At 59.8% G+C, this 25377-nt stretch carries 16 protein-coding genes and 2 pseudogenes; 2 read left to right on the top strand and 16 right to left on the bottom strand.

What is annotated here, in order from left to right; translation table 11 throughout:
- Positions 1–33: 33 nt before the first annotated feature.
- On the top strand, positions 34–1182 hold the full coding sequence (locus tag AACU78_RS09125) for an NAD(P)/FAD-dependent oxidoreductase (RefSeq protein ID WP_106575895.1): 1149 nt from the start codon (positions 34–36) through the stop codon (positions 1180–1182).
- Positions 1183–1373: 191 nt separating this feature from the next.
- A complete protein-coding gene (locus AACU78_RS09120; RefSeq protein ID WP_003213368.1) occupies positions 1374–1649 on the top strand; it encodes an HU family DNA-binding protein in 276 nt (91 codons plus the stop codon).
- Between the two features lie 81 nt (positions 1650–1730).
- Here AACU78_RS09120 and AACU78_RS09115 read toward each other — a convergent pair whose 3' ends face one another.
- From AACU78_RS09115 to tssB, 16 genes and pseudogenes are all read right to left on the bottom strand, one after another.
- The gene (locus tag AACU78_RS09115; RefSeq protein ID WP_106575894.1) at positions 1731–2087 is read right to left on the bottom strand and encodes a DUF7716 domain-containing protein; all 357 of its coding nucleotides are present in this window, start codon (positions 2085–2087) and stop codon (positions 1731–1733) included.
- Positions 2088–2483: 396 nt separating this feature from the next.
- Positions 2484–3722, bottom strand: a pseudogene (locus tag AACU78_RS09110) (RHS repeat-associated core domain-containing protein); the annotation flags it as partial.
- 55 nt (positions 3723–3777) lie between these two features.
- Positions 3778–4368: a hypothetical protein gene (locus tag AACU78_RS09105; RefSeq protein WP_106575893.1), complete on the bottom strand. Its 591-nt coding sequence runs from the start codon at positions 4366–4368 to the stop codon at positions 3778–3780.
- Positions 4368–8714, bottom strand: coding sequence for an RHS repeat-associated core domain-containing protein (locus AACU78_RS09100; protein ID WP_106575892.1), 4347 nt, complete (start codon positions 8712–8714; stop codon positions 4368–4370). The genes AACU78_RS09105 and AACU78_RS09100 overlap by 1 nt, the downstream gene beginning before the upstream one ends.
- Positions 8715–8726: 12 nt before the next feature.
- Positions 8727–8867, bottom strand: a pseudogene (locus tag AACU78_RS09095) (DUF1795 domain-containing protein); the annotation flags it as partial.
- A gap of 39 nt (positions 8868–8906) precedes the next feature.
- A complete protein-coding gene (locus tag AACU78_RS09090) occupies positions 8907–9506 on the bottom strand; it encodes a hypothetical protein (protein WP_106575891.1) in 600 nt (199 codons plus the stop codon).
- Between the two features lie 18 nt (positions 9507–9524).
- On the bottom strand, positions 9525–13991 hold the full coding sequence (locus tag AACU78_RS09085; RefSeq protein WP_106575890.1) for an RHS repeat-associated core domain-containing protein: 4467 nt from the start codon (positions 13989–13991) through the stop codon (positions 9525–9527).
- Positions 13992–14003: 12 nt separating this feature from the next.
- A complete protein-coding gene (locus AACU78_RS09080; protein WP_106575889.1) occupies positions 14004–14438 on the bottom strand; it encodes a DcrB-related protein in 435 nt (144 codons plus the stop codon).
- A 15-nt stretch (positions 14439–14453) separates the two neighbouring features.
- Positions 14454–16394 carry a type VI secretion system Vgr family protein gene (locus AACU78_RS09075; protein ID WP_106575888.1) on the bottom strand — a complete coding sequence of 647 codons (1941 nt, stop codon included), beginning with the start codon at positions 16392–16394 and terminating at the stop codon, positions 14454–14456.
- 156 nt (positions 16395–16550) lie between these two features.
- Complete coding sequence (tssH, locus tag AACU78_RS09070) at positions 16551–19214, bottom strand: type VI secretion system ATPase TssH (RefSeq protein WP_106575887.1); 2664 nt, start codon at positions 19212–19214, stop codon at positions 16551–16553.
- Positions 19207–20250 (bottom strand): type VI secretion system baseplate subunit TssG, encoded by a 1044-nt coding sequence (tssG, locus tag AACU78_RS09065; protein WP_106575886.1) that lies wholly within the window; start codon positions 20248–20250, stop codon positions 19207–19209. The genes tssH and tssG overlap by 8 nt, the downstream gene beginning before the upstream one ends.
- Positions 20214–22073, bottom strand: coding sequence for a type VI secretion system baseplate subunit TssF (tssF, locus tag AACU78_RS09060; protein ID WP_106575885.1), 1860 nt, complete (start codon positions 22071–22073; stop codon positions 20214–20216). Before tssF ends, tssG begins: the two co-directional genes overlap by 37 nt.
- Entirely contained in the window at positions 22070–22585 is a 516-nt protein-coding gene (gene tssE / locus AACU78_RS09055; protein WP_106576075.1) for a type VI secretion system baseplate subunit TssE, read from the bottom strand. The genes tssF and tssE overlap by 4 nt, the downstream gene beginning before the upstream one ends.
- A 93-nt stretch (positions 22586–22678) precedes the next feature.
- Complete coding sequence (locus tag AACU78_RS09050; RefSeq protein WP_005792512.1) at positions 22679–23167, bottom strand: Hcp family type VI secretion system effector; 489 nt, start codon at positions 23165–23167, stop codon at positions 22679–22681.
- A 169-nt stretch (positions 23168–23336) separates the two neighbouring features.
- Positions 23337–24833 (bottom strand): type VI secretion system contractile sheath large subunit, encoded by a 1497-nt coding sequence (gene tssC / locus AACU78_RS09045; RefSeq protein ID WP_106575884.1) that lies wholly within the window; start codon positions 24831–24833, stop codon positions 23337–23339.
- A gap of 2 nt (positions 24834–24835) precedes the next feature.
- A complete protein-coding gene (gene tssB / locus AACU78_RS09040) occupies positions 24836–25342 on the bottom strand; it encodes a type VI secretion system contractile sheath small subunit (RefSeq protein WP_017135823.1) in 507 nt (168 codons plus the stop codon).
- Positions 25343–25377 lie beyond the last annotated feature (35 nt).

Below are 25377 nucleotides of genomic sequence, written 5' to 3'. Positions count from 1 at the left end.
TCGATTTTTGAAACGTACTTCAAGGAGAAAGGAATGAACGCACCTGTCGTGATCATCGGCACAGGATTGGCCGGTTACAACGTGGCCCGGGAGTTTCGCAAGCTCGACAGCGAGACCCCGTTGCTGCTGATCACCGCAGATGACGGGCGCTCCTACTCCAAGCCCATGCTCTCCACCGGCTTTGGCAAGAACAAGGAAGCCGACGGCCTGAGCATGGCCGAACCGGGCGCCATGGCCGAGCAACTCAAGGCCGAAGTGCGCACCCACACCCGCATCAGCGGCATCGACCCGGGCCACAAACGCCTGTGGATCGGCGAGGAAGCGGTGATCTACCGCGACCTGATCCTGGCCTGGGGCGCAGAAACCGTGCGTGTCCCGGTCGAAGGCGACGCGGCTGAGCTGATTTTCCCCATCAACGACCTCGAAGATTACGCACGCTTTCGTGCCGCCGCCGCTGGCAAACGCCGGGTGCTGCTGCTCGGCGCCGGGCTGATCGGCTGTGAGTTCGCCAACGACCTGATCCTTGGCGGCTACGAAATCGACCTGGTGGCGCCGTGCGAGCAGGTCATGCCGACCCTGCTGCACCCGGCGGCAGCCGCCGCCGTGCAGGCCGGGCTGGAAGGCCTTGGCGCGCGTTTCCACCTGGGCCCGGTGCTCAACCGCCTGCAGCGCACGGCTGATGGCCTGGAAGCGCACCTGTCCGACGGTGAAGTGATTCACTGCGACCTGGTGGTTTCGGCTATCGGCCTGCGCCCACGGGTGGACCTGGCCGCCGCCGCCGGCCTGCAAATCAACCGTGGAATCATGGTCGACCGCCACCTCAAGACTTCCCACGCCAACATCTACGCGTTGGGCGACTGCGCCGAGGTCGATGGCCTGAACCTGCTCTATGTGATGCCGCTGATGAGCTGCGCCCGCGCCCTGGCCCAGACCCTGGCCGGCAACGCCACGGCCGTGAGCTACGGGCCGATGCCGATCACCGTGAAAACCCCGATCTGCCCGCTGGTGGTTTCCCCACCGCCACGCGGCACCGAAGGCGTGTGGAGCGTCGAAGGGCAGGGCGCCGACATCAAGGCCTTGTGCCGCGACGCCAGCGGCCGCCTGCTCGGCTACGCGCTGACCGGCAGCGCCGTGATGGAAAAACTGGCCTTGAACAAAGAACTTCCGCCGTTACTGGCGTAAATACCGGTCGTTCTGTCGGAATCAGCACGTTCTTACCTCTATAAAGGTCGCCACGAGACTGGCGGAGCGTGCGAGGGCATGCCATCCTCACTCCCGTCTGCCGCAGAGTAGAGCCTGCGGCGCCTTGGGCGCTGCTCCATAAGAGAGCAGCACGGACATAACAACAAAAAACCGTCAAAGAGGCTTCACTTATGCGTAAACCAGAACTCGCAGCCGCCATCGCTGAAAAAGCGGATCTCACCAAAGAACAGGCCAACCGCGTACTCAACGCCGTTCTCGAAGAAATCACCGGCGCCCTGCACCGCAAGGACAGCGTCACCCTGGTTGGCTTCGGCACCTTCCTGCAACGCCACCGCGGCGCCCGCACCGGCAAAAACCCGCAAACCGGTGAGCCGGTGAAGATCAAGGCGAGCAACACCGTTGCGTTCAAGCCGGGCAAGTCGCTCAAAGACAGCGTCAACCCGTAAGAGCGGTACCGTCTGAAGGGAGGCGGGTTGGAAAAAAATGGGCACGCCGACTGGGTCGGGTGCCCATTTTTTGGATAGGAATCAGGCTTCCATGAAGTAGTCGTATTCCCGATAGTGATTGATTGCTCGGATCAAAATATCACTATCTGGCGCCTTAACCTTCTTTTGAATAACTTCGAATATGGCTTGAAGCGTTTGCACATCCAGCCAGGTTTCGACGTTTTCTTTTTCCAAGGACTTGGGGATAAGCTCGCCGGCAGAATTCTCGACTGTTTTATCGTCTTCCTCGAGATCGTCAATTTCGTCCTCGGAAATGAGGTAGAAAATTGCTTTCTCTGGTTCTTCTTCCCATTTATCCAGGTTGGTATAGACCCAGTCGTTATCGGTATGGGAGTTGACGGTGCTGAACAGGTTGGTGATGCCTTGCATCTTTTTCATCAGTAACTCCTCATTTTCTACAAGATGACCCGCCACCCCAGGTTTTTCTGCCGCCTACTCGTTTTCCGTTACGGCCTTTCGGGTGGTAGTCGCCGTGACGGTTTTTGTGGTCTTCGTGACTGACCAGCTGCAAATTGCCACCTACTACAGGGTGGTGATGCCAGGTCGAGCCCTTCATTGCTGTTGTTCTGAACTTGCCATTTTTCTTCGGCGCAGCCCATTTTGAGATGCCTGGGTGTTTTGCTTCGACACTTGCTTGCAATGCGGGATCGTTCTTCATCGCGTAATGCAGTTGTCTGTTGGATTCGGCGAAATGTACAGAGTCCTTTGAGCGCCAGATTTCTTTGTTGATGTGGGCTTCGTACGATACGTCATAGACCCCGGGATTTGAGCTGGCCCATCCCCAAGGGTCGATCCATGAGACCGGGTTCGGCCCATATTGATAGAAGTTATGACCCCCGGCTAGCCCGATGGGATCCGGCGTCGTAAACCGCCCCACATCCGGATCATAAAACCTGAACGTATTGAAATGCAGCCCCGTCTCCCGGTCCAGATACTGTCCCTGAAAGCGTAGATTTTGTTCCTCGATGTAATAAGGTTCGCGCGCCTCTTCCAGCGTGTTGCCCCACACCCGATAAGTCGCTTGCCAGACGCTGTGTCCGTCAGCTTCGGTCAGTTGCTCCGGCAACCCGTTCAGGTCGTTGTGGTAGTAACGAATCTTCTGCAACGGCCCGGCACCGTCGACGCGAGCCAAAGGTTGGTAGCCTTCGTCTTCATAGACGTAAAGGCTCGTCTGACTGTGTTTGTGCTCCTGCAACAACCGCAGCCCATCCCACATGAACCGGGTTTCCCCCAACGGATACCCATCGCTGCCATGCTCGGTTTTTTCAACCCGCCGCCCCAGCGGGTCGTAGACCATTCTGACCACGCTGCCGCTTTCATTACGCACTTCAACCAACCGGCTTTCTGCGTCATACGCAAACCGCTGCACGCCGCGCTTGGCGCTGCGTTTTTCGATCATCCGTCCAAACGCATCGTAGCGATAACGCTTGTCCTGATAGGTCAGCAGCTTGTTATGCACCACTAACCCGGCGCCCGTCTGCGGGCCGTCGAGCAGGTTGGCGGCGGCGTCGTAGGCGAAGGTTTCGCGCTGGCCGTGCAGGTTGTCCTGGCTTGCGATGATGCGGCCGGTGGCGTCGTAGTGAAGCAGTCGGCGGTGTTGCGCGACGGGTTGCTGGTCGAGTTTGCCGATCAGGTTGTCGGCGGGGTCGTATTCGAACTGCTTTTGCGTCGCCGCAGGCATCAGCGATGGCTGGCTGTTAAGGCGGCGTTGGCGTGAGCGCAGGCGGCCGCTGCGGTCGTATTCGCTGCGGGTGCTGAGCTGGCCTTGGGTGCGCAGCACTTCGCGGTGCAGGCGGTCGCGTTCGAAGTCGCTGATGACCTGGCCGTCGAGGTTTATCTGGTGCAGGTGGCCGCTGCCGTAGTACAGGCGATTGAGCCAGCGCCCGTCCGGCAGTTGGGTCTGGATCAGGTTGCCGAGTTCGTCGTAGTGGTGTTGCAGCTTGCCGCCGGCACTCGCTCGGCGAGCAACTGACCGTGGACGTCGTAGGCGAAGCGCAGGGCTTGGGAATTGCCAAAGGGTAGGGATTTATTTGATTGTAAATTTAAATGTTTCCCACTTAACTGCTCATCAGCAAGCTTGGGTGATGGTATGGAAGGTCTTTTTATCTTCATCAAAAAAAAGGTAAGCCTGTGCGCTGTCGTGGCTCAATTCGCTAATGTCGAGCTGCCCCACGAAAACCATCGGCTTTCCGCTTTCTATTGGCCATTCGGGGCTTTGAAGCCATTTTGGCTGTGTTTTCAAACACCGAAAATCAGTTTTTATTTTTTCCTTCAACCACGACTGCAAATCTTTCGGACTCAGACTTTTTTGCTCTTCGATTAGGTTCGATAGATAGTCGGATGATAGGGACAGCCACTTTGGTTGAACTTTTAGCGTCAGGTTAAATAGATTTTCGTACTTTTTTTCCACCGTGTGAGTAATGCCATGCTTGCTCAGAACACCCGACAGAAGCGTTTGAACATTGTAAATGCACTCAAAATTTCCAAAGTCCTGACTGATTGCATAGGTATAGAGATCAGGTTCACTGACGTACGCTGGCAAGTTTTTCTCATCTTTCAGCAACGCTTCGACAGTTGCATCTGCGTAGACTTTTTCTTCGAATTCCTTGGGTGAAATAGAGCCTTCGACGAATTTTTTAATGATGTCTATAGCGGTCATTACTTGCTTCCTAACTGTCTGAATTCATCCAGTGCTGCGTGCTGCTCGCGAGTGACCTCACGCAGGTTTCGAGGATGGTTCACATCCCTACCACCGTTTCTTTGAGGGTTGTGGTGATGCAATTCCATTGAGTTGCCGTTGGCGTCCAGGGGTGCCGAACCACGCTTCATACGGCTCATGTTAGACGGACTGAATTCGCCAGATGTTTTTGAAGCTTCATAGCGGTTTTTCCAATACCGATTTCTTACCACATCCCAAGCCGGAGCTTTGCCGTTAGGCAACGGTTTGTCTATGGCTTGGCCGCGTTTCCAGCGTTTGAACTGAACGCAACTCCAACCCCAAGGATCGATCCAGCCGACGGGATTTGGGCTGTATTGATAGAAATTCAGTCCTCCCGCCAACCCAATCGGATCCGGCGTCGTAAACCGCCCCACATCCGGATCATAAAACCTGAACGTATTGAAATGCAGCCCCGTCTCCCGGTCCAGATACTGGCCCTGAAACCGTAGATTTTGTTCCTCAATGTAATAAGGCTCGCGCGCCTCTTCCAGCGTGTTGCCCCACACCCGATAAGTCGCTTGCCAGACGCTGTGTCCGTCAGCTTCAGTCAGTTGCTCCGGCAACCCGTTCAGGTCGTTGTGGTAGTAACGAATTTTCTGCAGTGGGCCGTCACCGTCGACGCGGGCCAACGGTTGATAGCCGCCGTCGTCTTCATACACATAAAGACTGGTTTGACTGTGCTTGTGCTCTTGCAACAACCGCAGCCCATCCCACGTGAACCGGGTTTCCCCCAACGGATACCCATCGCTGCCATGCTCGGTTTTTTCAACCCGCCGCCCCAGCGGGTCGTAGACCATCCTGACCACGCTGCCGCTTTCATTACGCACTTCAACCAACCGGCTTTCTGCGTCATACGCAAACCGCTGCACGCCGCGCTTGGCGCTGCGTTTTTCGATCATCCGTCCAAACGCATCGTAGCGATAACGCTTGTCCTGATAGGTCAGCAGCTTGTTATGCACCACTAACCCGGCGCCCGTCTGCGGGCCGTCGAGCAGGTTGGCGGCGGCGTCGTAGGCGAAGGTTTCGCGCTGGCCGTGCAGGTTGTCCTGGCTTGCGATGATGCGGCCGGTGGCGTCGTAGTGAAGCAGTCGGCGGTGTTGCGCGACGGGTTGCTGGTCGAGTTTGCCGATCAGGTTGTCGGCGGGGTCGTATTCGAACTGCTTTTGCGTCGCCGCAGGCATCAGCGATGGCTGGCTGTTAAGGCGGCGTTGGCGTGAGCGCAGGCGGCCGCTGCGGTCGTATTCGCTGCGGGTGCTGAGCTGGCCTTGGGTGCGCAGCACTTCGCGGTGCAGGCGGTCGCGTTCGAAGTCGCTGATGACCTGGCCGTCGAGGTTTATCTGGTGCAGGTGGCCGCTGCCGTAGTACAGGCGATTGAGCCAGCGCCCGTCCGGCAGTTGGGTCTGGATCAGGTTGCCGAGTTCGTCGTAGTGATGTTGCAGCTTGCCGCCGGCACTTTGTTCGGCAAGCAACTGGCCGACAGCGTCGTAGGCGAAAGCCAACGCCTGGGCATTGCCTTGCAGATCAGTGAAGGTGACCGCCGTGAGCTGATCCACCGCATCGTAGCTGTACTCAGTGCGGCCATCGTCGGTGGTCTTGGCGACCAGTCGGCCGACCGCATCACGCTCCAGCCGATGAACGATGGGCGCTGGCGGCGTTTCGGGGACCACCGCCAAGCCATTGCCATAAGGCGCCGGAACGGCAGTCACCGCTGTGATGTTGTCCAGCCGGTCGTAGTCGTAGCGCTTGGCGCTGCCGTCGAGGTCTTGCTGTTCAGCCAGCCGATCGCCGGCATCCCACGCAAACCGATAGCTTTCACCGTTTTCATTGACCAACGCTTGCAGACGCCCGTAGCTGTCGTAGCCGAACTGCACCTGGCGACCATGGGCGTCGGTGCGCTGGCGCACCTGGCCGCGCCGGTTATGTTGATAGAGCGTGGTGTGCCCGGCGGGATCGGTATAGCCCACCAACTGCCCGCTGGCATCGCGCTGGAAATGTTCGGTGCGGCCGTCCGGCAGTTGGCTGCTGAGCAATCGGCCCTGGGCGTCGTAGCTGAATTGGGTACGTTCACCGAGGGCATCGGTGATGAGCTGCAAATAACCGCGCTCGTCGTAGCTGAAGCGCGTTGGGTAGCCCGAGCAATCAATATGCTCGACCAGTTGCCCGAACGGGTTCCAGCGCAGTTGTTTGCTTTTGCCGGTGGCATCGATGATTTCCACGACCTGGCCGTGGGCATCATAACGATAGCGGGTGATGTAACCCAGCGGATCGGTCTCGGCGATGCAGTTACCGCGTGGGTCGTAGCGATACTGCCAACTGTTGTCGGCGGCGTCGGTCTCCACCAGCGGTAACGCCCAATGTTCCAGCCATAAGGTGGAGTCGCTGCGCCCGAGCGGGTCGGTTTCGCCGATCAGGTTGCCGCTCTCATCGTAGCTGTACTCATAGCGGCCGCCTTGCGGGTCGGTGGCGCTGAGTAACTGGCGTTCGTCGTTCCATTCGAACAGCCAGGTCTGACCGAGATTGTCGCTGTATTGAATGATCTGGTACTGAGTGTTCCAGTGCCGAGTGCTGACACGTTGCAAACCGTCGGTGATGCAGGTCAGGCCCGCCTGCAAGTCGTAGTCGAACTGGTAGGCGTCGCCCTCATCGGTCCAGTGCCGGACCACGCGCCATTCCAGGCCTTCAACCAACGCCCACTCATAGAAGCAGCGCAAGCCGGTGGGCAATTGATGCTCCACCATGCGGCGCCCGGCGTCGTAGGCGAAGCGCCGCTGCACCTGGCCGGTGGCGTCGCGCACCTGTGCCAGATTGCCCTCGGCGTCATAGCCGTAGCTCACGAGCACTTCGCGACGTTGATCCGGGTAGAGGCGCTCAATATGAGCCACATGACCCTGATCACGGATCAGCTCAACCTGAACCAGATCGAACGTATCGCGCAGTCGCACCAAGTGGCCGGTTTCGTCATAGTCGAGGTAGATGCGGTTGTCGTTACGATCACCCAGTTGGGTCAGACGCAGTCGCGACGGGTCTGCTGGAGCAGCTTCGAACAAGCGGTACACGCCGTCGTCGCTTTCGATCAGCAATTGCCCGTTGAGGTGTCGCCGCACCGCAAGCCCTTCACCGGCGCTGAACACCGCGCCGCCCAACGGAATCGAACCCATGTCGATGGGCCGGCCCTGCTCGTCGGTATACACGAGCGTTTCGCCGCCCTCGGGATGCGGCTGAATGTCGACGCACACTTCGTAGGCCACGCTCCAGCCGACGCCAAACAGGCTGCCCTGGCGTTCATCGCGGCTGTTGTAAAAGCGCTGCCAGTCAATCGGGAGGATACCCGGCAGCACGAAATCCAGTTCCTCGACATCGCCGAGTATCTTCGCGCCCGTTGCAGCATGCACCGGGTTCGACGAGCCCATCGCGGCGTTGGCCGCAGCGCCCATCGCGCTGCTGATGGCCATCGACGTCGCGCCGCTGACCAACATGCACGGCAACTTGCTGAAGAACTTGCCCTTGCTGCCCTTGAGCATCAACAGTGCCGTGACCGCCAGCCCGACGCCTGGCGTCTTGCCGCTGCGAATTTCACGCACCACCACCGAACCGCCGCCGATGGCCACGTTGGATGAGATCAAGCCGGACGACACCACCGTCGCATCGCAGGTGCTGCGATCACCACTGCGCACGGCGGGTTGGCCGTTGATCGTGACCTTTTCCGAACCTTCGGCAAGAAACTGCGGCGGCATTGGCGGGTGCTTCATGCACACGACCAGGTCCAGCGGCTTCGGCACAGCGCCCGGTGCGGGCGTCGCGACGGTGGGGCGCCACATCTGCGAGAAGAAACCTTCGGCCATGTCCAGGTAGCTGGGTTCTGGTTCAGGCTTGGACGCTTCCAGCTCGGTGCCGGCCGGTGTGACATGGGAGCTGATCGCCCCGGCCGCGCGGGCGGCAGGCAGGTTATTGGTGAGGGTATCGGTGGAACCGGTGAGAATGTTCGCCTGCACCGAGGGAGGAAACAGGGCGTTGCTAAAGGCATCGCATATCTTGGTCAGGCCTTTGTCCGCGCCACTCTTGCTCATGGCAAGGCCGACAATCGTGCCCACTACCGCGCCCAGCACGAAGCAGCCGAGGCCGCCGGTGGCCACAGTAATGCCGGTGGCTGCCACCACGGCAGCGGTCGCCACCGCAGTGAGCGCGATATTGGCCGCCACTTCCAACACACCACCGAGGATGTCCGCCATCATCGAGGTGTGGGACAGCGCATCGCCCATTCGGGCCGCCCATAACGCGTCAGACATGCAGGCTGCTCATCAAGAAATAGCGTCGAACGACAGTGAGTTCTTAATCGTCGCCCAATGCGCCGCCTCGGCATCCCCAAGCGTGTCCGCCTTCACATAACTCAAGGCGAGCATCTTGCGTGTGCTCGGCAGCACTGGAACACCCTGGTATTGCCCAGCTGGACTTATCAGCGCCATAGCCTTGGGCAACCCTTAGCCATAGAAGTAATCAAAAAAGCGTTCGAAATTTTCCGTTCCGAGCAAAGGGCTGACCTCCTCAATCAACCGCTCTCTAAAGGCCGTCGATAGCGTATCGTCATCGTTATAGATACCAAAAATATCGTACTCGCCATGGACGATCTCAATCAGTTTGGCAAACGCCAAAAAGAAATCGGCCAGTGTATCGGCGATCTTGAAAGGGTCGACCGCGTCGTAGCTCGCCCACACGGGTGTACCAATGGTGCTCGTGATTGCAATGATGGGTTTACCGCCACCCATATCATCCATAAGCACTAAGTAATCATCGAGCCAGTCCTCGTTGATTTCTGTTTTGTTCGAATCGCCCATCCATTTATAGCCAACCTGGGCATCTTCTATCTTGCTCAAATCGAAGAAGCAGATTGGCGTGGTACCGGTTTCAATCTCCACGTCGACCGGTTCGCAATTATCGTAGAAATAGTCGATCTCGGCAGAGTGGGCCAGTGTCTTTGGCCATTTGGCGTTTGCCTGTCGGTTGGTTTCAAAGCTGCCCTCAAGATCAAATTTCTTGTGGACCCGGCGCAGTTCATTGAGTGAATTATCCAGTGCGCTCATGTCTTCTCCAGCAGAAAATTATTTACCACAGCCCGGCTTTCCGGGAGTGTTAACACGGTCGATCAATCGTCCCTTGCTTGCCCTGGTATAGCTCTTACGGTGTCCTTGAGGGCTATTCATATGCTCGTCTACACCACTGGGGTGTTTGGCGTTCTGCAAGAATACGATGTTCCTCGGGTCACCTTTCCACGCTGGGCCCAATGCACCATTGCCCTTGACGCTATTGATATGGTGTCCGGTATACCCTGCTTTTGACATCTTAGAATTGAGTTGAGCGTTGTTCGTGGTGTTCTTGATCATATCGCGTTCGGGGGCTGTCCAATTTCTTGATCCGCCACCACGTGCTACCAACTCTCGTTCCTGCCCCCATGCCCGGTTGATCGCCGTTGCACGATCACCGGCTTCCGGTGTGATAGATGCCTTGGGTTTGTAACGCATCAAGTCTTCGGGACTTAATCCGTAAGGGTCGATCCAGGTCTGTGGATTGGTTGAGTACAGGTAAAGGTTTAGCCCCCCTGCGAGCCCGATGGGATCGGGAGTAGTGAAGCGGCCGATATCCGGGTCATAGAAGCGGAATATGTTGTGATGCAGGCCGGTTTCTCTGTCCAGGTACTGGCCTTGGAACCTCAGGTTTTGTTCTTCGATATAGTAGGGTTCACGTGTTTCCTGAACTGTATTTCCCCAAATCTGATAGCTGGCATGCCAGACGGTCTGACCTTCTGCTTCCGAGAGCAGCTCGGGCAGGCCATTGAGGTCATTGTGGTAATAGCGGACTTTCTGCTGGGCGCCGCTACCATCAACGCGTGCCAGCGGTTCGTGGCCTTCGTCCTTGTAGATGTAAAGGCTGGTCTGGGCATGCTTGTGTTCCTGGAGCAAGCGCAGTCCGTCCCAGGTGAAGCGGGTCTCGCTCAACAAATAGCCATTCCCATCGTGGGTGGCCTTGGCTGTTCGTCTTCCTAAGGGGTCATAGGTCATCCTGACGACTGACCGCTGCCCGCCGTGCTCGTTGTGCACTTCAATCAAGCGATGTTCGGCGTCATAGGTGAAGCGCTGGACACCACGATTGGCGCTGCGTTTTTCGATCATTCGACCGAAACCGTCGTAACGATAACGTTTGTCCTGAAACGTCAGGAGTTTGTTGTGCTGCACCAGCCCCGCCCCAGGTCGCGGGCCGTCGAGAAGGTTCGCGGCTGCATCGTAGGAATAGGTTTCGCGCTGGCCCACGAGATTGTCTTGGCTGGCGACTACCCGGTCGGTGGCGTCGTAGTGCAGCAGTTGTCTGCGCTGGCCGCTAGACTGTTGCTCAAGTTTGCCAATTAAATTATCGGCGGGGTCGTACTCGAACTGCTTCTGTACCGCTGCAGGAAGTACGGATCCCCGAGTGATCTGGCCTCGCTCACGAGCGCGCAAGCGCCCACAGCGGTCATAATGGTGACGAGTGCTGAGGTGGCCCTGGGTACGCAGTACTTCGCGGTGCAGGCGGTCGCGCTCGAAGTCGCTGATGACCTGCCCGTCGAGGTTGATCTGATGGAGGTGCCCACTGCCGTAGTGCAGCCGATTGAGCCAGCGTCCGTCAGGCAAGTGAGTTTGGCTCAGGTTTCCAAGTTCGTCGTAATGATGCTGAAGTACTCCTGCGGCGCTCTTCTCTTCGATCAGTTGACCAACCGTGTCGTAGCCGAAGTTGATCGTTTGGTGCTCACCGGCATTGTCGGTAAACGTGATGGCCTTGAGTTGGTCCAGCGAGTCGTAGGTGTATTCCGTTCGTCCATCATCGGTGACCTTTGCCACCAGACGCCCTGACGCGTCGCGCTCAAAGCAATGCACGATAGGTGCTTCGGGCGTTGTTGAGACCAGTGCCATCCCGCTACCGTGAGGTGCTGGAATAGCTTCCATCCGTGTGATGTTGTTCAGTGCGTCATAGTGATAGCGGCGCACGCTACCATCCAAGTCTTGCTGTTCAGCTACGCGGTCGTTGGCATCCCAGGCGATGCGATATCGCTCACCGTTTTCGTTGGTCAGGGTTTGAAGGCGGCCATAGCTGTCGTAGGCAAAGTTAACTTGGCGCCCGTGCGCATCGAGGCGTTGGCAAACCTGCCCCTGGCGATTCCGTTGATAGTACGTAGAGTGCCCGGCGAAGTCGGTATGGGCGATCAATTGACCGCTGCCATCGCGTTGGAAATGTTCAACGCGGCCGTCAGGCAGCTCGGTACTCAGCACCAGGCCCCGCACATCGCAAACAAAGGTCGTTCGTTCACCCAGTGCATCGGTGATGGCTTGCAAATAGCCTCTTTCGTCGTAATTGAAACGAGTCGGGTAACCGGAGCAGTCAATATGCTCAATGAGCTGGCCGAAGGGGTTCCAACGCAGCTTTTTACTTTTTCCGGCCGCATCGATGATCTCCACCAATTGCCCGCAATTGTCATAACGATATTGCGTGACGTGGCCCTGAGGGTCCGTCTCAGCGATGCAGTTACCTCGTTGGTCGTAGCGCAACTGCCAGGAGTTTCCCTCACTGTCAGTGCCTGATACCGGCAACGCCCAATGTTCCAGCCAGGTTGTGGACTCGTTGCGCCCCAGTGGATCGAGGCTGCCAGTCAAGTTACCGGTATCGTCATAACTGAGTTCGTAGCACCCACCTTGGGGATCCGTTGCACCGATGAACTGGCGTTCTTCGTTCCAATCGAAAAGCCAGGTCTGATCGAGCGCATCGGTGAACTGGATAATTTGAAACTGACGATTCCATTTGCGCGTACTGACCCGGCCAAGGCCGTCGGTGATACGGGTAGTTCCCGACTTCAGGTCATAGTCGAAGCGATAGAGGTCGCCATCCTCTGTCCAATGCTGGACAACCCGCCACTCCAAGTCGTCTATGCAGGCCCATTGGTAAAAACAGCGTAGGCCAGCTGGCAGTTGATGCTCAATCATCCGTCGCCCGGTGTCGTAGGCAAAGCGGCGCTGGACCTGGCCGCTCGCATCACGGACTTCAGCCAAATCCGTGCTGGTAGTGTAGGAATAGTTAACCAACACCTCGCGTCGTTGATCGCTATAGAGGCGTTCGACTTGGCTCAGGCGGCCCAGGTGATAGCTCAACTCGATACGAACTTGGTCCAGCGTGTCACGAAGGTGTTTCAGTCGACCGCTATTGTCATAGTCCAGGTAAATACGGTTGTCGTTGCGGTCGCCCAGTTGCGCCAGCCGCAGCCGTGCAGGCGCCTGCGGGGTGGGTTCGAACAGGCGATACACACCATCGGCGCTTTCAATCAGCAATTGACCATTGCTATTCCTTCGTACGGCAAGCCCCTCACCTGTGCTGAATACTGCACTTCCAAGAACAATTGAGCCCATGTCGATGCGGCGTCCCTGCTCATCAATGTAGAGCAATCGGTCGCCACCATCCGGATGCTCAAGAACCTGCACGCTGATTTCGTAGGCAACGCTCCAGCCTGCGCCAAACAAACCGTCTCGTCGCTCGTCGCGACTGTTGTAGACGCGCTGCCACTCAATGGGCAGTGTTCCCGGCAAGACAAAGTCCAGTTCATCTTCGGCGCCGAGAACTTTGGCGCCTGTTGCCGCATGAACAGGATTGGGTGAGCCAATGGCGGCATTGGCCACGGCGTTGACTGCCTGGCTGACTGCATAGGAACTCACGCCACCAAGCAACATGCAGGGTAGGTTGCTGAGAAACTTGCCTTTGCTACCTTTAAGCATCATTAGCGCGGTAACAGCCAGACCGACACCTGGCGTCTTACCACTGCGTATTTCACGCACAACGACTGAACCGCCGCCGATGGTCACGTTTGGCGATATAAGACCGGACGATACGACGGTCGCATCGCATGTACTGCGGTCGCCGCTACGTACGGCGGGCTGGCTATTGACCGTAACCTTTTCTGAGCCCTCGGCGAGGAGCTGCGGTGGCATCGGCGGATGCTTCATGCAGGTCACCAGGTCCAGCGGTTTTGGTACAGCACCGGGTGCAGGAGTTGCGACCGTGGGGCGCCACATCTGCGAGAAAAAACCCTTGGCCATATCCAGATAGCTCGGATCTTCGGGGTTCTCCTGAGCGGCTGGCGGTTGCTCACTTTCCGTGCCCGAGGGGGAGACATGGGACGGCACCGCTCCAGCCGCTCTGGCAGCGGGTGTCGAATTGATCAACGTATCGGTAGAACCGCTAAGTATCGTGGCCATGACCATGGGGGGAAACAGCGCGTTAGCGATGCCCTCGCACATGTTACTTAGACCTTTGTCAGCCCCTGTCTTACTCATGGCAAGGCCAACCACCACACCAACCACTGCGCCAAGTAGGCAGGCACCCAGGCCTCCCGTCGCGACGGTGATACCGGTAGCGGCCACCACGGCAGCCGTCGCCACCGCAGTGATCGCGATATTGGCCGCCACTTCCAGCACACCGCCGAGGATGTCCGCCATCATCGAGGTGTGGGACAGCGCATCGCCCATTCGGGCCGCCCATAACGCGTCAGACATGCAGGCCGCTCATCAAGAAATAGCGTCGAACGACAGCGAATTTTTTATCAATGCCCAATGCGCCGCTTCCGCATCACCAAGCGTGTCAGCCTTCACATAACTCAAGGCGAGCATCTTGCGCGTACCCGGCAGCACCAGCGCCAGCTGGTACTGGAACACCTTGTCATTGCCCTTGTTGAACTGGCTGCGCAGCTCAATACCTTCCACCTCTTGGGTGGCGCCCAAACGCACGGTCACGCTCGGTTGGCAGCGCAAGTCCTGCACCTGTTTTTCCAGGCGCTTGAGCTGGTCGTCGAAATTGCTGTGCAGGGTTTCGCCGTCGGTGAGGAAGCTGCGGCTGATGATCAAGGACGTGCCCAGCTCAGGGAACTTGAGGATGTTGATCGACGCGTCTTGCAGCTCGCCGGCAGGCAGTTGGAACTGGAATTCATTGATTCGGTACGTCATGGCAAACGGGTCTCGTCAGGAGCTTTTAGGCGCGGGGAAGACGGCTTCAATATTGGCGTCGATGCTTTTTTTGATGCCCTGGCCATCGGGCGTGGCGCCGGGGCCGTGGTCGTTGTTCAGATGCAGTACGCCGCCGGTGTTGAACTCGGCATCGCCGCTGGCATAAAAGCTGATATTCACGCCGGTGAGGTTGATCTGCCCACTGGCGTTCAGCTCCAGGATGCTTTTGCCGCAGACCAGGCGCAGGTTTTCACCCACTTCGATGATGTAGCTCTGGCTGATGCTGTCGGTCTTCCTCTGACCGACCAAGAGGACGTCCTGCTGCTTGACGATGCGCGTACGGTTATTCCCGATGGTCACCGTCTCGTTATGCCCGATGCTCTTGTTGCGGTCATGCCCCACCGAGTGGCTTTCATCCACCTCCACCACGATGTCCTGATTGCGCTCGGCATGGATGTACAACTGCTCCAGACCCTTCTTGTCCTCCATGCGGATTTCATTGAAGTTGGCCGGCGTGCCGCCCTTGCTCGAACGGCTTTTCATGCCGCTCTGTGTGGCGTTTTCCGGCAGGTCGTAAGGCACCGTCTGCTCGGCGTTGTACACCCGGCCGGTGATGATCGGCCGGTCCGGGTCTCCTTCCAGAAAGCTCACGATCACTTCCTGGCCGATGCGCGGGATCTGCATCGAGCCCCAGTTTTTACCGGCCCAGGATTGCGAGACACGAATCCAGCACGAGCTGTTTTCGTTGGATTGGTCGTGGCGGTCCCAGTAGAAGTGCACCTTCACGCGGCCGTATTGGTCGGTCCAGATTTCTTCGCCTTTGGGGCCAACCACCAACGCGGTTTGCGGGCCTTTGACGATGGGTCTGTGGGTGTTTGCCAGCGGGCGGAAGCTTTGCTGGGCGTCGATGCACGTCAGGCTGCTTTCGAATTGCGCCGAACCCGAGCCGCCGCCGCTTTCCAGGCTTTCCTGAACGATGTAATAGCGACAGCCGACGATCAGGTATTCGCGGTTCTGGTCCTGGCGGCTGAAGCCGGTCAGGCTGAACAGGTGGCCTGAGCCGAGGCCACGCGCGTTGCCGCTGAACTCGATCTGTTCATGCAGGGTTTGCAAGGCTTCGATGCGAGTGCGCGCATAGTGCTCGCCGTCTTCGCTTTGCACATAGGTGCCGGGGTAGTCGTACAGCGGATAGTCGCCGGCAGTGTGCGGGCGCGGCATCGCCGAGCGCACGTCGATGCTGGCGCTGGGGCGCTGGAAGTCATAGTCATTGAGCTCCAGCGAGCCCGGTTGCACTTCGTGCGCCAGGTGCCAGTTGTGCATGTGGTCGCGTTCGCGCTGCTGCTCGTCCTTGGGGTAATACGGAATCGACGCGTAGCCCGGCACCGTGGTGTGGGCGCCATAGGCGTCGGCCAGCACCAGCACATGGCGGTCCGGTTCATGCCGGAAGAAGTAGTAAATGCCTTCCTGTTCCATCAAGCGGCTGACGAAATCGAAGCTGGTCTCGCGGTACTGCACGCAGTATTCCCACTCGCGGTACGGCCGGCTCAGGGCGTCTTCGAAGTCGGAAAAACCCAAGTCGCGAAACACCTGCTTGATGATCTGCGGGATGCTCAGGTTCTGGAAAATCCGGCAGTCCGAGGTGCGGCTGAGCAACCAGAACCACGGGCGCAGCGTCACCTGATAACTGGCGAACTGGCCTTGGTCGATGTTCTGACTGCACCGTGCGACGATGCCGTGGAAGTGCCGCTCGCCACCGTCCGCCAGTTGCAGGCCGACGCTCATCGGCTTGCCCAGCAACTGATTGAGGTCGATGTTGGCGTCCAGCGAGGTCAGTTGCAGCTCATAGTTGAACAGCCGCCCCAGCTCTTCGCCGCCGCCCATTTCATTGAGCAGCAGCACATCCGGCCCGAGAGGGCTGGTGACTTTGGCCAGGCGTGAGGCTTGGTTGAATAACATCGGTTAACCCGTAAATTGCCTAGTAACTGAAGAAATCAGCTCTAAATGTGGGAGGGGGCTTGCCCCCGATAGCAGTGTGTCAGTTGATGCATGCAGTGACTGATTCACCGCCATCGGGGGCAAGCCCCTCCCACATTTGGACTGCCTCTCGTCAGGTCAATCGGCGTCGCTGAAGTCGTAGTGCAATTCATTATCCCGGGTGCTGATACGCACACCCGCCAGTGCCTTGCCTTCGAGCATGCGCGTGAGGAACTCACGGCTCATGTCCGGCAGCAGGCTGTTGGTGAGGAGGGTGTCGATCATGCGCCCGCCACTTTCGGTTTCGGTGCAGCGCGAGACGATCAAATCGACCACCGCGTCGTCGTAGTCGAAGGCGACTTTGTGCGTCGTCTCCACACGCTTTTTGATGCGGTTGAGTTGCAGGCGGGTAATAGCCTTGAGCATCTCGTCGCTCAGCGGGTAGTAAGGAATCGTCACCAAACGGCCGAGCAGCGCCGGCGGGAAAATTTCCAGCAATGGCTGGCGCAACGCCTTGGCGATTTCTTCCGGCTCGGGAATATTCGCCGGGTCTTTGCACACCTGAGAAATCAACTCGGTGCCGGCGTTGGTGGTCAGCAGGATCAGGGTGTTCTTGAAGTCGATCACCCGACCTTCGCCGTCTTCCATCACGCCCTTGTCGAACACCTGGAAGAAGATCTCGTGCACGTCCGGGTGGGCTTTTTCCACCTCGTCCAGCAGCACCACACTGTAGGGTTTGCGCCGCACCGCTTCGGTCAGCACACCGCCTTCGCCGTAGCCGATATAGCCCGGTGGCGCGCCCTTGAGGGTCGACACGGTGTGGGCTTCCTGGAACTCGCTCATGTTGATGGTGATGACGTTCTGCTCACCGCCGTACATGGCTTCAGCCAGCGCCAGCGCGGTCTCGGTCTTGCCCACACCCGAGGTGCCGGCCAGCATGAACACACCAATTGGCTTGCTCGGGTTGTCGAGGCCGGCGCGGGAAGTCTGGATGCGCTTGGCGATCATCTGCAGGGCGTGGTCCTGGCCGATGATGCGTTTTTTCAGGTGCTGGTCGAGGTTGAGCACCGTCTCCAGTTCGTTGCGCGCCATGCGGCCCACCGGGATGCCGGTCCAGTCGGCGACCACCGAGGCCACGGCCTGGTAATCCACGGTCGGCAGGATCAGCGGGGTTTCGCCTTGCAGGGCGGTGAGGCGTTGTTGCAGGTCCACCAGCTGTGCGCGCAACTCATCGTTGCCGCTGTCAACAACACCGGCTTTCTCGCGCAAGGTTGCACGGGTGGCGAGCAGCTCATCGACCAGGGTTTTCTCTTCGGCCCAGCGGCTTTCCAACGTCGCGAGGCGTTCACGTTCAGCGCTCAGCAAGGCTTCGCTGTTGCTCTGGCGTGCGCCGATGGCGATGCCGATGGCATGCTCGCGGGCGATGATTTGCAGCTCGGTTTCCAGCGCTTCGATGCGACGGCGGCTGTCGTCGACTTCGGCCGGCACGGCATGCAGGCTGATGGCGACGCGAGCGCAGGCGGTGTCCAGCAGGCTCACGGATTTATCCGGCAGCTGGCGCGCCGGAATGTAGCGGTGCGACAGCTTCACCGAAGCTTCCAGGGCTTCATCGAGGATCTGCACCTGATGGTGTTTTTCCATGGTCGAGGCCACGCCGCGCATCATCAACAGCGCCTTGTCTTCCGACGGCTCGGCCACCTGTACCACTTGGAAACGGCGAGTCAGGGCCGGGTCTTTTTCGATGTGTTTTTTGTACTCGGCCCAGGTCGTGGCGGCCACGGTACGCAAGGTGCCGCGGGCGAGGGCGGGCTTGAGCAGGTTGGCGGCGTCACCGGTCCCGGCAGCGCCACCGGCACCCACCAGCGTGTGGGCTTCGTCGATGAACAGGATGATCGGCTTGGGCGAGGCCTGGACGTCTTCGATGACCTGGCGCAGGCGCTGTTCGAACTCGCCTTTCATGCTGGCGCCGGCTTGCAGCAGGCCCACGTCGAGGCTGCGCAGCTCCACGTCTTTGAGCGCGGGCGGCACGTCACCGGCGACGATGCGCAGGGCGAAGCCTTCGACCACGGCGGTCTTGCCTACACCGGCCTCGCCAGTGAGGATCGGGTTGTTCTGGCGCCGACGCATGAGGATATCCACCAGTTGGCGGATCTCTTCATCACGCCCGACGATAGGGTCGAGCTTGCCGCTACGCGCTTGTTCGGTCAGGTCCACGGTAAAGCGCTTGAGCGCCTCCTGCTTGCCCATCGCGCTCGGTGCCATGGCACCGCTGGCTTCGCCCGGTACAGCGCCGGCATTGAAGCCGTCGCTGGCACTCAATGCATTTTCGGGCGAGTCGCCGACGTATTCGTCGAAGCGTTCGCTCAGTGCTTCAGCTTTGATTTTGTCGAACTCGGACGACAAGCCCAGCAGTGCGTGGCGCAGACTTGGGGTCTTCAAAATGCCGAGCACCAGGTAACCGGTGCGCACCTGGCTTTCGCCGAACATCAGGCTGCCGTAGACCCAACCGCGTTCCACCGCTTCTTCCACGTGAGACGACAGGTCGGTGATCGACGTCGAGCCCCTTGGCAGGCGGTCCAGTGCTTCGGTCAGGTCACGGGCCAGGCGGGCGGGCTCGACGTTGAACTGGCGAATGATACGGTGCAGGTCCGAGTCCTGCAGTTGCAGCAACTGGTGAAACCAGTGGGCCAGTTCCACGTACGGGTTGCCCCGCAGTTTGCAGAACACAGTGGCGGCTTCGATGGCCTTGTAGGCCACGCTGTTGAGTTTGCCGAACAGTGCGGCGCGACTGATTTCACCCATGCTCTGGATTCCTTGAGGTGGTGGCGTGGTCGGCGTAATGCCGAGCCAGGATTAGGTCGTTGGCGTCATGCTCGGGTCGGCCGAGCCAGGTGTTGAAGCCCAGGCGGAACTGGCCATTGAGCTGCAGCGCCGGTACTTCGGGTTGTTGCAAAATCAGGTTCAGGTCCCAGTCCAGTTCATGGCCCAGGTACTCGGCCACCCACGCCACCAGCTCGTTGAACGGCTGGCTGCCGGGCAGCATGCCCATGTAGTCATCCAGCGTGAGCGGGCCGAGGCGGATGCGGAATTTATGCTGGCGGTCCCACACGTGGCTGCCCAGGCAAAAATCCACGCCCAACTGGTTGGCGCTGACGCTGACGCGGCTGCGCTCGGGCAATTCCAGCCATTGGCCGACGTATTCTTCGATCTCCACCGGCAGGCCGAAATACTCGCTCAGAATCGCCTTCAGCCCATCCGGGTAGCGGGTTTGCGCTGACAGGTGGCCGCTGTAATGCAGCTTCGCCGTGTCGGGAATCAGCCCCTGATTCAGCAGGCTCGGCATTCCTCGGCCGCTCAGCGCCGCCAGGCGTGCCGACCAGTAATCATCGTCCGGGCGGTCGTGGCTGACCGTTGGCCGCGCCTCAGCCCAGGCCCGGTAAAACAGGCTGAGCAGGCGATGGTGGAACACGTCCAAAAACTGCTTGCTGGTGCTGTCGGCGTTGTTGCGCTGGCGCTCGCGCACGTACTCGGTGATGTGCAGCGGCAACGGGCCGTTGGGGCCGCCGAGGCCGAAGAAGAACTGCTCAAGCCGCGCTGGTTTGCCGTCGCCACCGGGATCGACCGAGGCCAAAGTGGCCGGGGCGAAGGTGCAATCGGCCTGTTGCCCTAGGCGCAACGGGTCATCCGCCAGGCGCAGGGAATGGCCCAGGCGCGGCAGCTGCGGCGATTCGCACTCGATACGCCGCAGCGCCTGGAAGAAATCGTATTCCCAGGGCTCCTGATGCATCGCATCCAGTGTGTTCACAGGGTCGGACGCCGCCCAGGCTTGGCTTTCCATCGCATGATCTCGCCGCGTTCGGTGGTACGGATCACCGTCTCGGTAAAACTGTTGATCGACACGTAGCGTGCCAGGAAGCGCTCCAGCACCGCACCGAGCAGAAACACGCCGGTGCCGCGAAACGCGTTTTCATCGAATTCCAGGGTGATTTCCAACCCACGGCCAAACACGATCGGGCCAGGCATCGGCAAGCGCCGGGTCACGGCTTTGCTGCTGACTTCGCGCAGGCCTTCGATTTGCAGTTGCAGCGCCGCGTCGTTGCTGTCGCCATACAGGCGCAGCAGTTCACGCAAAGCGCCGGCGCCCTGGCCCTGTTCGCTCAGCGACAGGTAGTTGAGCGACAACTGGCTGATCAGGCGCCAGGCCTTGGCGTCATGCGCGTGGCTGGCGCGTGGGCGGCTCGGGCCGGCGACGCAGCGCACCGACATCACGGGCGCGCTGTCGGCCAAAGTAAAGTCGGTCTTGCCGTTGCCCACGCTCATGAACAACGGCAGATCGCGGTTGGTGCACAGCGCGGTCACGCCGAGTTGGCGCAGGTCGTGGCGGTAGGGCGCTTGCTGGCTGTCGACCAGGCTGACAAAGGTTTCGCTGCCCACGTAGGTAGAGCGCGGGCCGTTGCGGCGCTGGTCGCTGGACAACACCCGTGGCTCGCGGCGCAGCGTGTAGTAAGCCTGATCGCGCCCATAGCGTGACGGGTCGCGCACCGCGTAGAACGGCAGGAACGGCTGCTCCGGCCCGGTGCCGTGGCCGGTGATGCCGCTCAGCGAGTGAATCTCGAAATCCATTGGCCGCGTGCGGTCGGCAATCACGTGGTGTTCGTTAACGCGGTCAGACAAATGAATACGGTCCACGCGTTTGGGGAACAGGTTGATCGCCGGCGTGCAGAACGGCATGAACTGCGCCGCGCCGACACTGCCTTCCAGGCTCGGCTCGTGGCGGTCGAACAGCACGATCAGTTCCAGCTCCTGGCCGTCGCAGCGTTTGACCGCGCGGCTCAGTTCAGCAAATTCGACGAACAGGAAACGGTGGGGCAGGGCGAAGTACTCCTGCAACAGGCGATAGCCCTGGAATGCGCGGGCCACCACCGGCATGGCCGCATCGGCGTCGTCAAAGCCGCGCGAACGCAACGCGTCGTGCGGCAGGCGTTCGACCCAATCACCGCCGGGTTTGCGCGCAAACACCGCGCAGGCGTTGCCCAGCAGTTGTTCGTAGAGGCGAAACGGCTGCTCGTCGGCGCCGCTGAGGTACAGCGGCAGGTTGTCGAGGTCGAGGCTGTTGAACGGCAATTCGGCGCCGGTGCGCAGGGTCAGGCGCAAACCGGCCTTGGCCTTCGGCTCGCTGGCGGCCAGGCGGCCGAGCACGGCGGCAGGGTTGCCGAAGTATTCGGCGCCGCTGACCTGCAACGGCCACAGCGTCACCGGGTGCGCGGTGCGGTACTCGCAGCAGGTCTGGGTTTCGCGGCCCAGCGCGGCACGCAGCACGGTGTCGCGCGGCAACGGGAAACCGCTGGCCAGCGAGCCTTCGTCCGGGTCGGTCTGCAATTGCACCACGGTCATCGACGGCGTCGGCGCCAGGTAGTGCGGGTAGGCGATTTCCAGCAGGTTGTGGGTGAAAGTCGGGTACTCGGCGTCGAGCTTGAGTTGCACGCGGGCGGTGAGGTAGGCAAAACCTTCGAGCAGGCGTTCGACGTACGGGTCGGCGCAGTCCATACCGGACAGGGTCAGCCGACTGGCGATCTTCGGGTATTCCTTGGCGAACTCGGCGGCGCTTTCGCGCACGTGGTGCAGTTCCTGGTTGTACAGCTCCAGCAGGCGCGGGTTCATGGGCGCCTCCGCTGGTCGGCATTCACCACGCGCACATGGCCGGATTCCAGGTCGAGGTCGGTTTGCAGCAGCAAGCGCAATGGCACCGGCTGCGCCCACAGGTCGCCTTCAATCTCGAAGCTCAGCGCGTTGTGGTTCATTTCGCCGTGGCCGACACGGGCTTTGACGCGCAGGGTGTGGCGCAGAATACGCGGTTCAAAGGTGGCGATGGCCTGGTAGATCAGGCCTTCCAGGGCTTTGATATCGACACTGGAAACGCTGTTGCCCGCCAGTGCCGGCAAACCGTAATTGACCACCGACGTACCGGCCGGGGTGTGCAGCGTGGCATCGGCGTCCAGCAACGACGTGGTGTTGAGCAGCCACGCCAGGTCGCGCAGCACCGAGGCTTTCAATTGGGTCAGGGAGAGCACGCGTTTGTCGGCGCTTTCCTTGGGATTGGTTGGGTCGTCGTCGGTCAACCGGTCCAGCAGGGACGGTTGCAGACGGTCGCGGGAAGCGATTTCAGTTACCACCAAAGCAGCTCCACGGACGGGTTGTGAGAGGGACGGTTTCTGCGAGGGGCCGATGCCTGGGGCCGTGGCGGCGAGCCACGGCCACCGGGTTTATCAGCGCTTGGTGTTGGAACGGATGTTCCAGCCAAACTTGATCGCGCCGCCGTCTTTGGTGCCGTCGGCTTTCTGCGGCTGGTAGTCGACCATCACTTGGGCGAAGTTCAGGGTGACGTTTTCGGTCAGGCGATCATCGGTGCCCGAGCCGCCGGTGCTCAGGGACGTGACCAGCACTTCTTCCAGGTTGATCACCATGTACTCGACCTGGCTTTCGCCACCGGCCTTGCGCACGGTCAGCTTGACCTTGTCGATGTGCTTGCCGCTGGCGCAGTGCATCATCAGGTTGGGCGAAGCCTTGTCGACGTACTTGGTCAGCGACAGGTCCTGGATATTCACCTTGCCCGCACCGCCGCCACCGCCAACGTGCATGTTGCCGGACTGAGCCATGCCCCAGCTCCAGTTCAGCACGTCGATTTCGTCCTTGTGGGCCTTGTCCATGGACTCGCCCTTGATGTCGCCGATCTTGATGAAAATATCAACAGCCATGTTTTCTCCCTGTGTGGACTCAGCCACGATATTTGTTTAGGCCCAATGGGCAGTGCTTTCTGGGGGAGCTGGCTTGCCTGCGATTGCATCAACGCGGTCTGACTGGCAGACCGTGTCGCCTGCATCGCGGGCAAGCCCGGCTCCCACAGAAGAGCCGGCTCATTCGTGGTTACGCGCTTTTCGCCGAAGGCAGCTTCGATACCAGACGCAACGACACGGTCAGCCCTTCAAGCTGATAGTGCGGGCGCAGGTAGAACTTGGAGTTGTAGTAACCCGGGTTGCCTTCGACGTCTTCCACGATCACTTCGGCGGCAGCCAATGGGTGCTGGGCCTTGGTGGTTTCGGTGGAGTGCGCCGGGTCGCCGTCGACGTAGTTGAGGATCCAGTCCTGCAACCAGCGCTGCATCTCGTCCTTCTCTTTGAAGGAACCGATCTTGTCGCGCACGATGCACTTCAAGTAGTGCGCGAAACGGCAGGTGGCGAACAGGTACGGCAGACGCGCGGCCAGGTTGGCGTTGGCGGTGGCATCCGGGTCGTCGTATTCAGCCGGTTTCTGCAACGACTGGGCACCGATGAAGGCGGCAAAGTCGGTGTTTTTCTTGTGCAGCAGCGGCATGAAACCGTTCTTCGCCAGTTCCGCTTCACGGCGGTCGCTGATGGCGATTTCGGTCGGGCACTTCATGTCCACGCCACCGTCATCGGTCGGGAACGTGTGGGCTGGCAGGTTTTCCACTTCACCGCCGGACTCTACGCCACGGATGCGCGAGCACCAGCCGTAGTGTTTGAACGAGCGGTTGATGTTCACCGCCATCGCGTAGGCGGCGTTGGCCCAGGTGTACTTGGAGCTGTCGGCGCCGTCGGTGTTTTCTTCGAAGGCGAAGGCTTCCACCGGATCGGTCTTGGCGCCATAGGGCAGGCGCGCCAGGAAGCGCGGCATGGTCAGGCCGATGTAGCGCGAATCTTCCGATTCACGCAGCGAGCGCCAGCCGGCGTATTCCGGCGTGGTGAAGATTTTGGTCAGGTCGCGCGGGTTCGACAGTTCCTGCCACGAGCCCATGCCCATCACGGTCGGCGACGCCGCAGCGATGAACGGGGCGTGCATAGCGGCGCAGACTTTCGACAGCTCGCCCAGCAGTTCCACGTCGGGTGGCGACTGGTCGAAGTAGTAGTCGCCGACCAGGCAGCCGTACGGTTCGCCGCCAAACTGGCCGTATTCTTCTTCGTACATCTTCTTGAAGATCGGGCTCTGGTCCCACGCGGTGCCCTTGAATTTCTTCAGGGTCTTGTGCAGGTCCGGCTTGGAGATGTTGAGCACGCGAATCTTCAGTTGCTCGTCGCTCTCGGTGTTGTTGACCAGGTAGTGCAGGCCACGCCAGGCGCTTTCCAGTTGTTGGAAATCCGGGTGATGGATGATCTGGTTGACCTGAGCGGTGAGCTTGGCGTCGATGGCGGCGATGATCGACTCAATCGACTTGATCGCGTCGTTGGACACCAGGTCCGTCTGTGCCAAAGCCTGTTCGGCCAGGGTGCGCACAGCGGTTTCCACGGCTTCGCGGGCACGCTCGGTCTTGGGTTTGAATTCTTGCAGCAGCAGGTTGGCGAACTCGCTGGCTTCTTCGGTGGCACCCAGGATCTGGGAGCCTTCGCGGGCGGTATTGTCAGTCATGATTACTGGTCCCCTGCAGGCTTAGGCGCGCTGGCAAGTGCCTGAAGCAGTGCCGGGTCCTTGATCGCCTTCATGATGATTTCTTCAGCGCCAGTCTTGCCGTCCATGTAGGTCAGCAGGTTGGCCAGCTGGGTGCGGGCTTCGAGCAGTTGCTTGAGCGAATCGACCTTGCGGGCCACGGCGGCCGGGCTGAAGTCGTCCATGCTTTCGAAAGTGATGTCCAGGCTCAGGTTGCCTTCGCCGGTCAGCTCGTTCGGTACGTGGAACGCTACGCGTGGCTGCATGGCCTTGAGGCGCGAGTCGAAGTTGTCGACGTCCACTTCAAGGAACTTGCGGTCGGCCACGGGTGCGAGCGGTTCGGCAGGCTTGCCGGCGAGGTCGGCCATCACACCCATCACGAAGGGCAGCTGGACCTTTTTCTCGGCGCCGTAAAGCTCGACGTCGTACTCGATCTGCACTCGAGGCGCACGGTTGCGCGCGATGAATTTCTGAGAACTTTGCTTCGCCACGTTGCTGCTCCTGGTCGCTTGAGCGACGGTGTTGT

Source organism: Pseudomonas sp. R9.37, assembly GCF_963878885.1.
Classification (GTDB): Bacteria; Pseudomonadota; Gammaproteobacteria; order Pseudomonadales; family Pseudomonadaceae; genus Aquipseudomonas.
Note: the sequence above shows the minus strand (reverse complement) of the source record. Positions and strands in the feature narration are given on the sequence as shown.

Excerpts from the sequence above, each read along its gene's own strand:
- AACU78_RS09050 (WP_005792512.1), bottom strand. The coding sequence starts at position 23,167 with ATGGCTGTTGATATTTTCATCAAGATCGGCGACATCAAGGGCGAGTCC.
- tssF (WP_106575885.1), bottom strand. The coding sequence starts at position 22,073 with ATGAACCCGCGCCTGCTGGAGCTGTACAACCAGGAACTGCACCACGTG.
- AACU78_RS09085 (WP_106575890.1), bottom strand. The coding sequence starts at position 13,991 with ATGTCTGACGCGTTATGGGCGGCCCGAATGGGCGATGCGCTGTCCCAC.
- tssH (WP_106575887.1), bottom strand. The coding sequence starts at position 19,214 with ATGGGTGAAATCAGTCGCGCCGCACTGTTCGGCAAACTCAACAGCGTG.
- AACU78_RS09115 (WP_106575894.1), bottom strand. The coding sequence starts at position 2,087 with ATGAAAAAGATGCAAGGCATCACCAACCTGTTCAGCACCGTCAACTCC.
- AACU78_RS09080 (WP_106575889.1), bottom strand. The coding sequence starts at position 14,438 with ATGACGTACCGAATCAATGAATTCCAGTTCCAACTGCCTGCCGGCGAG.
- tssC (WP_106575884.1), bottom strand. The coding sequence starts at position 24,833 with ATGACTGACAATACCGCCCGCGAAGGCTCCCAGATCCTGGGTGCCACC.
- AACU78_RS09075 (WP_106575888.1), bottom strand. The coding sequence starts at position 16,394 with ATGTTATTCAACCAAGCCTCACGCCTGGCCAAAGTCACCAGCCCTCTC.
- AACU78_RS09120 (WP_003213368.1), top strand. The coding sequence starts at position 1,374 with ATGCGTAAACCAGAACTCGCAGCCGCCATCGCTGAAAAAGCGGATCTC.
- AACU78_RS09125 (WP_106575895.1), top strand. The coding sequence starts at position 34 with ATGAACGCACCTGTCGTGATCATCGGCACAGGATTGGCCGGTTACAAC.
- tssG (WP_106575886.1), bottom strand. The coding sequence starts at position 20,250 with ATGGAAAGCCAAGCCTGGGCGGCGTCCGACCCTGTGAACACACTGGAT.
- AACU78_RS09100 (WP_106575892.1), bottom strand. The coding sequence starts at position 8,714 with ATGTCTGACGCGTTATGGGCGGCCCGAATGGGCGATGCGCTGTCCCAC.
- AACU78_RS09105 (WP_106575893.1), bottom strand. The coding sequence starts at position 4,368 with ATGACCGCTATAGACATCATTAAAAAATTCGTCGAAGGCTCTATTTCA.
- AACU78_RS09090 (WP_106575891.1), bottom strand. The coding sequence starts at position 9,506 with ATGAGCGCACTGGATAATTCACTCAATGAACTGCGCCGGGTCCACAAG.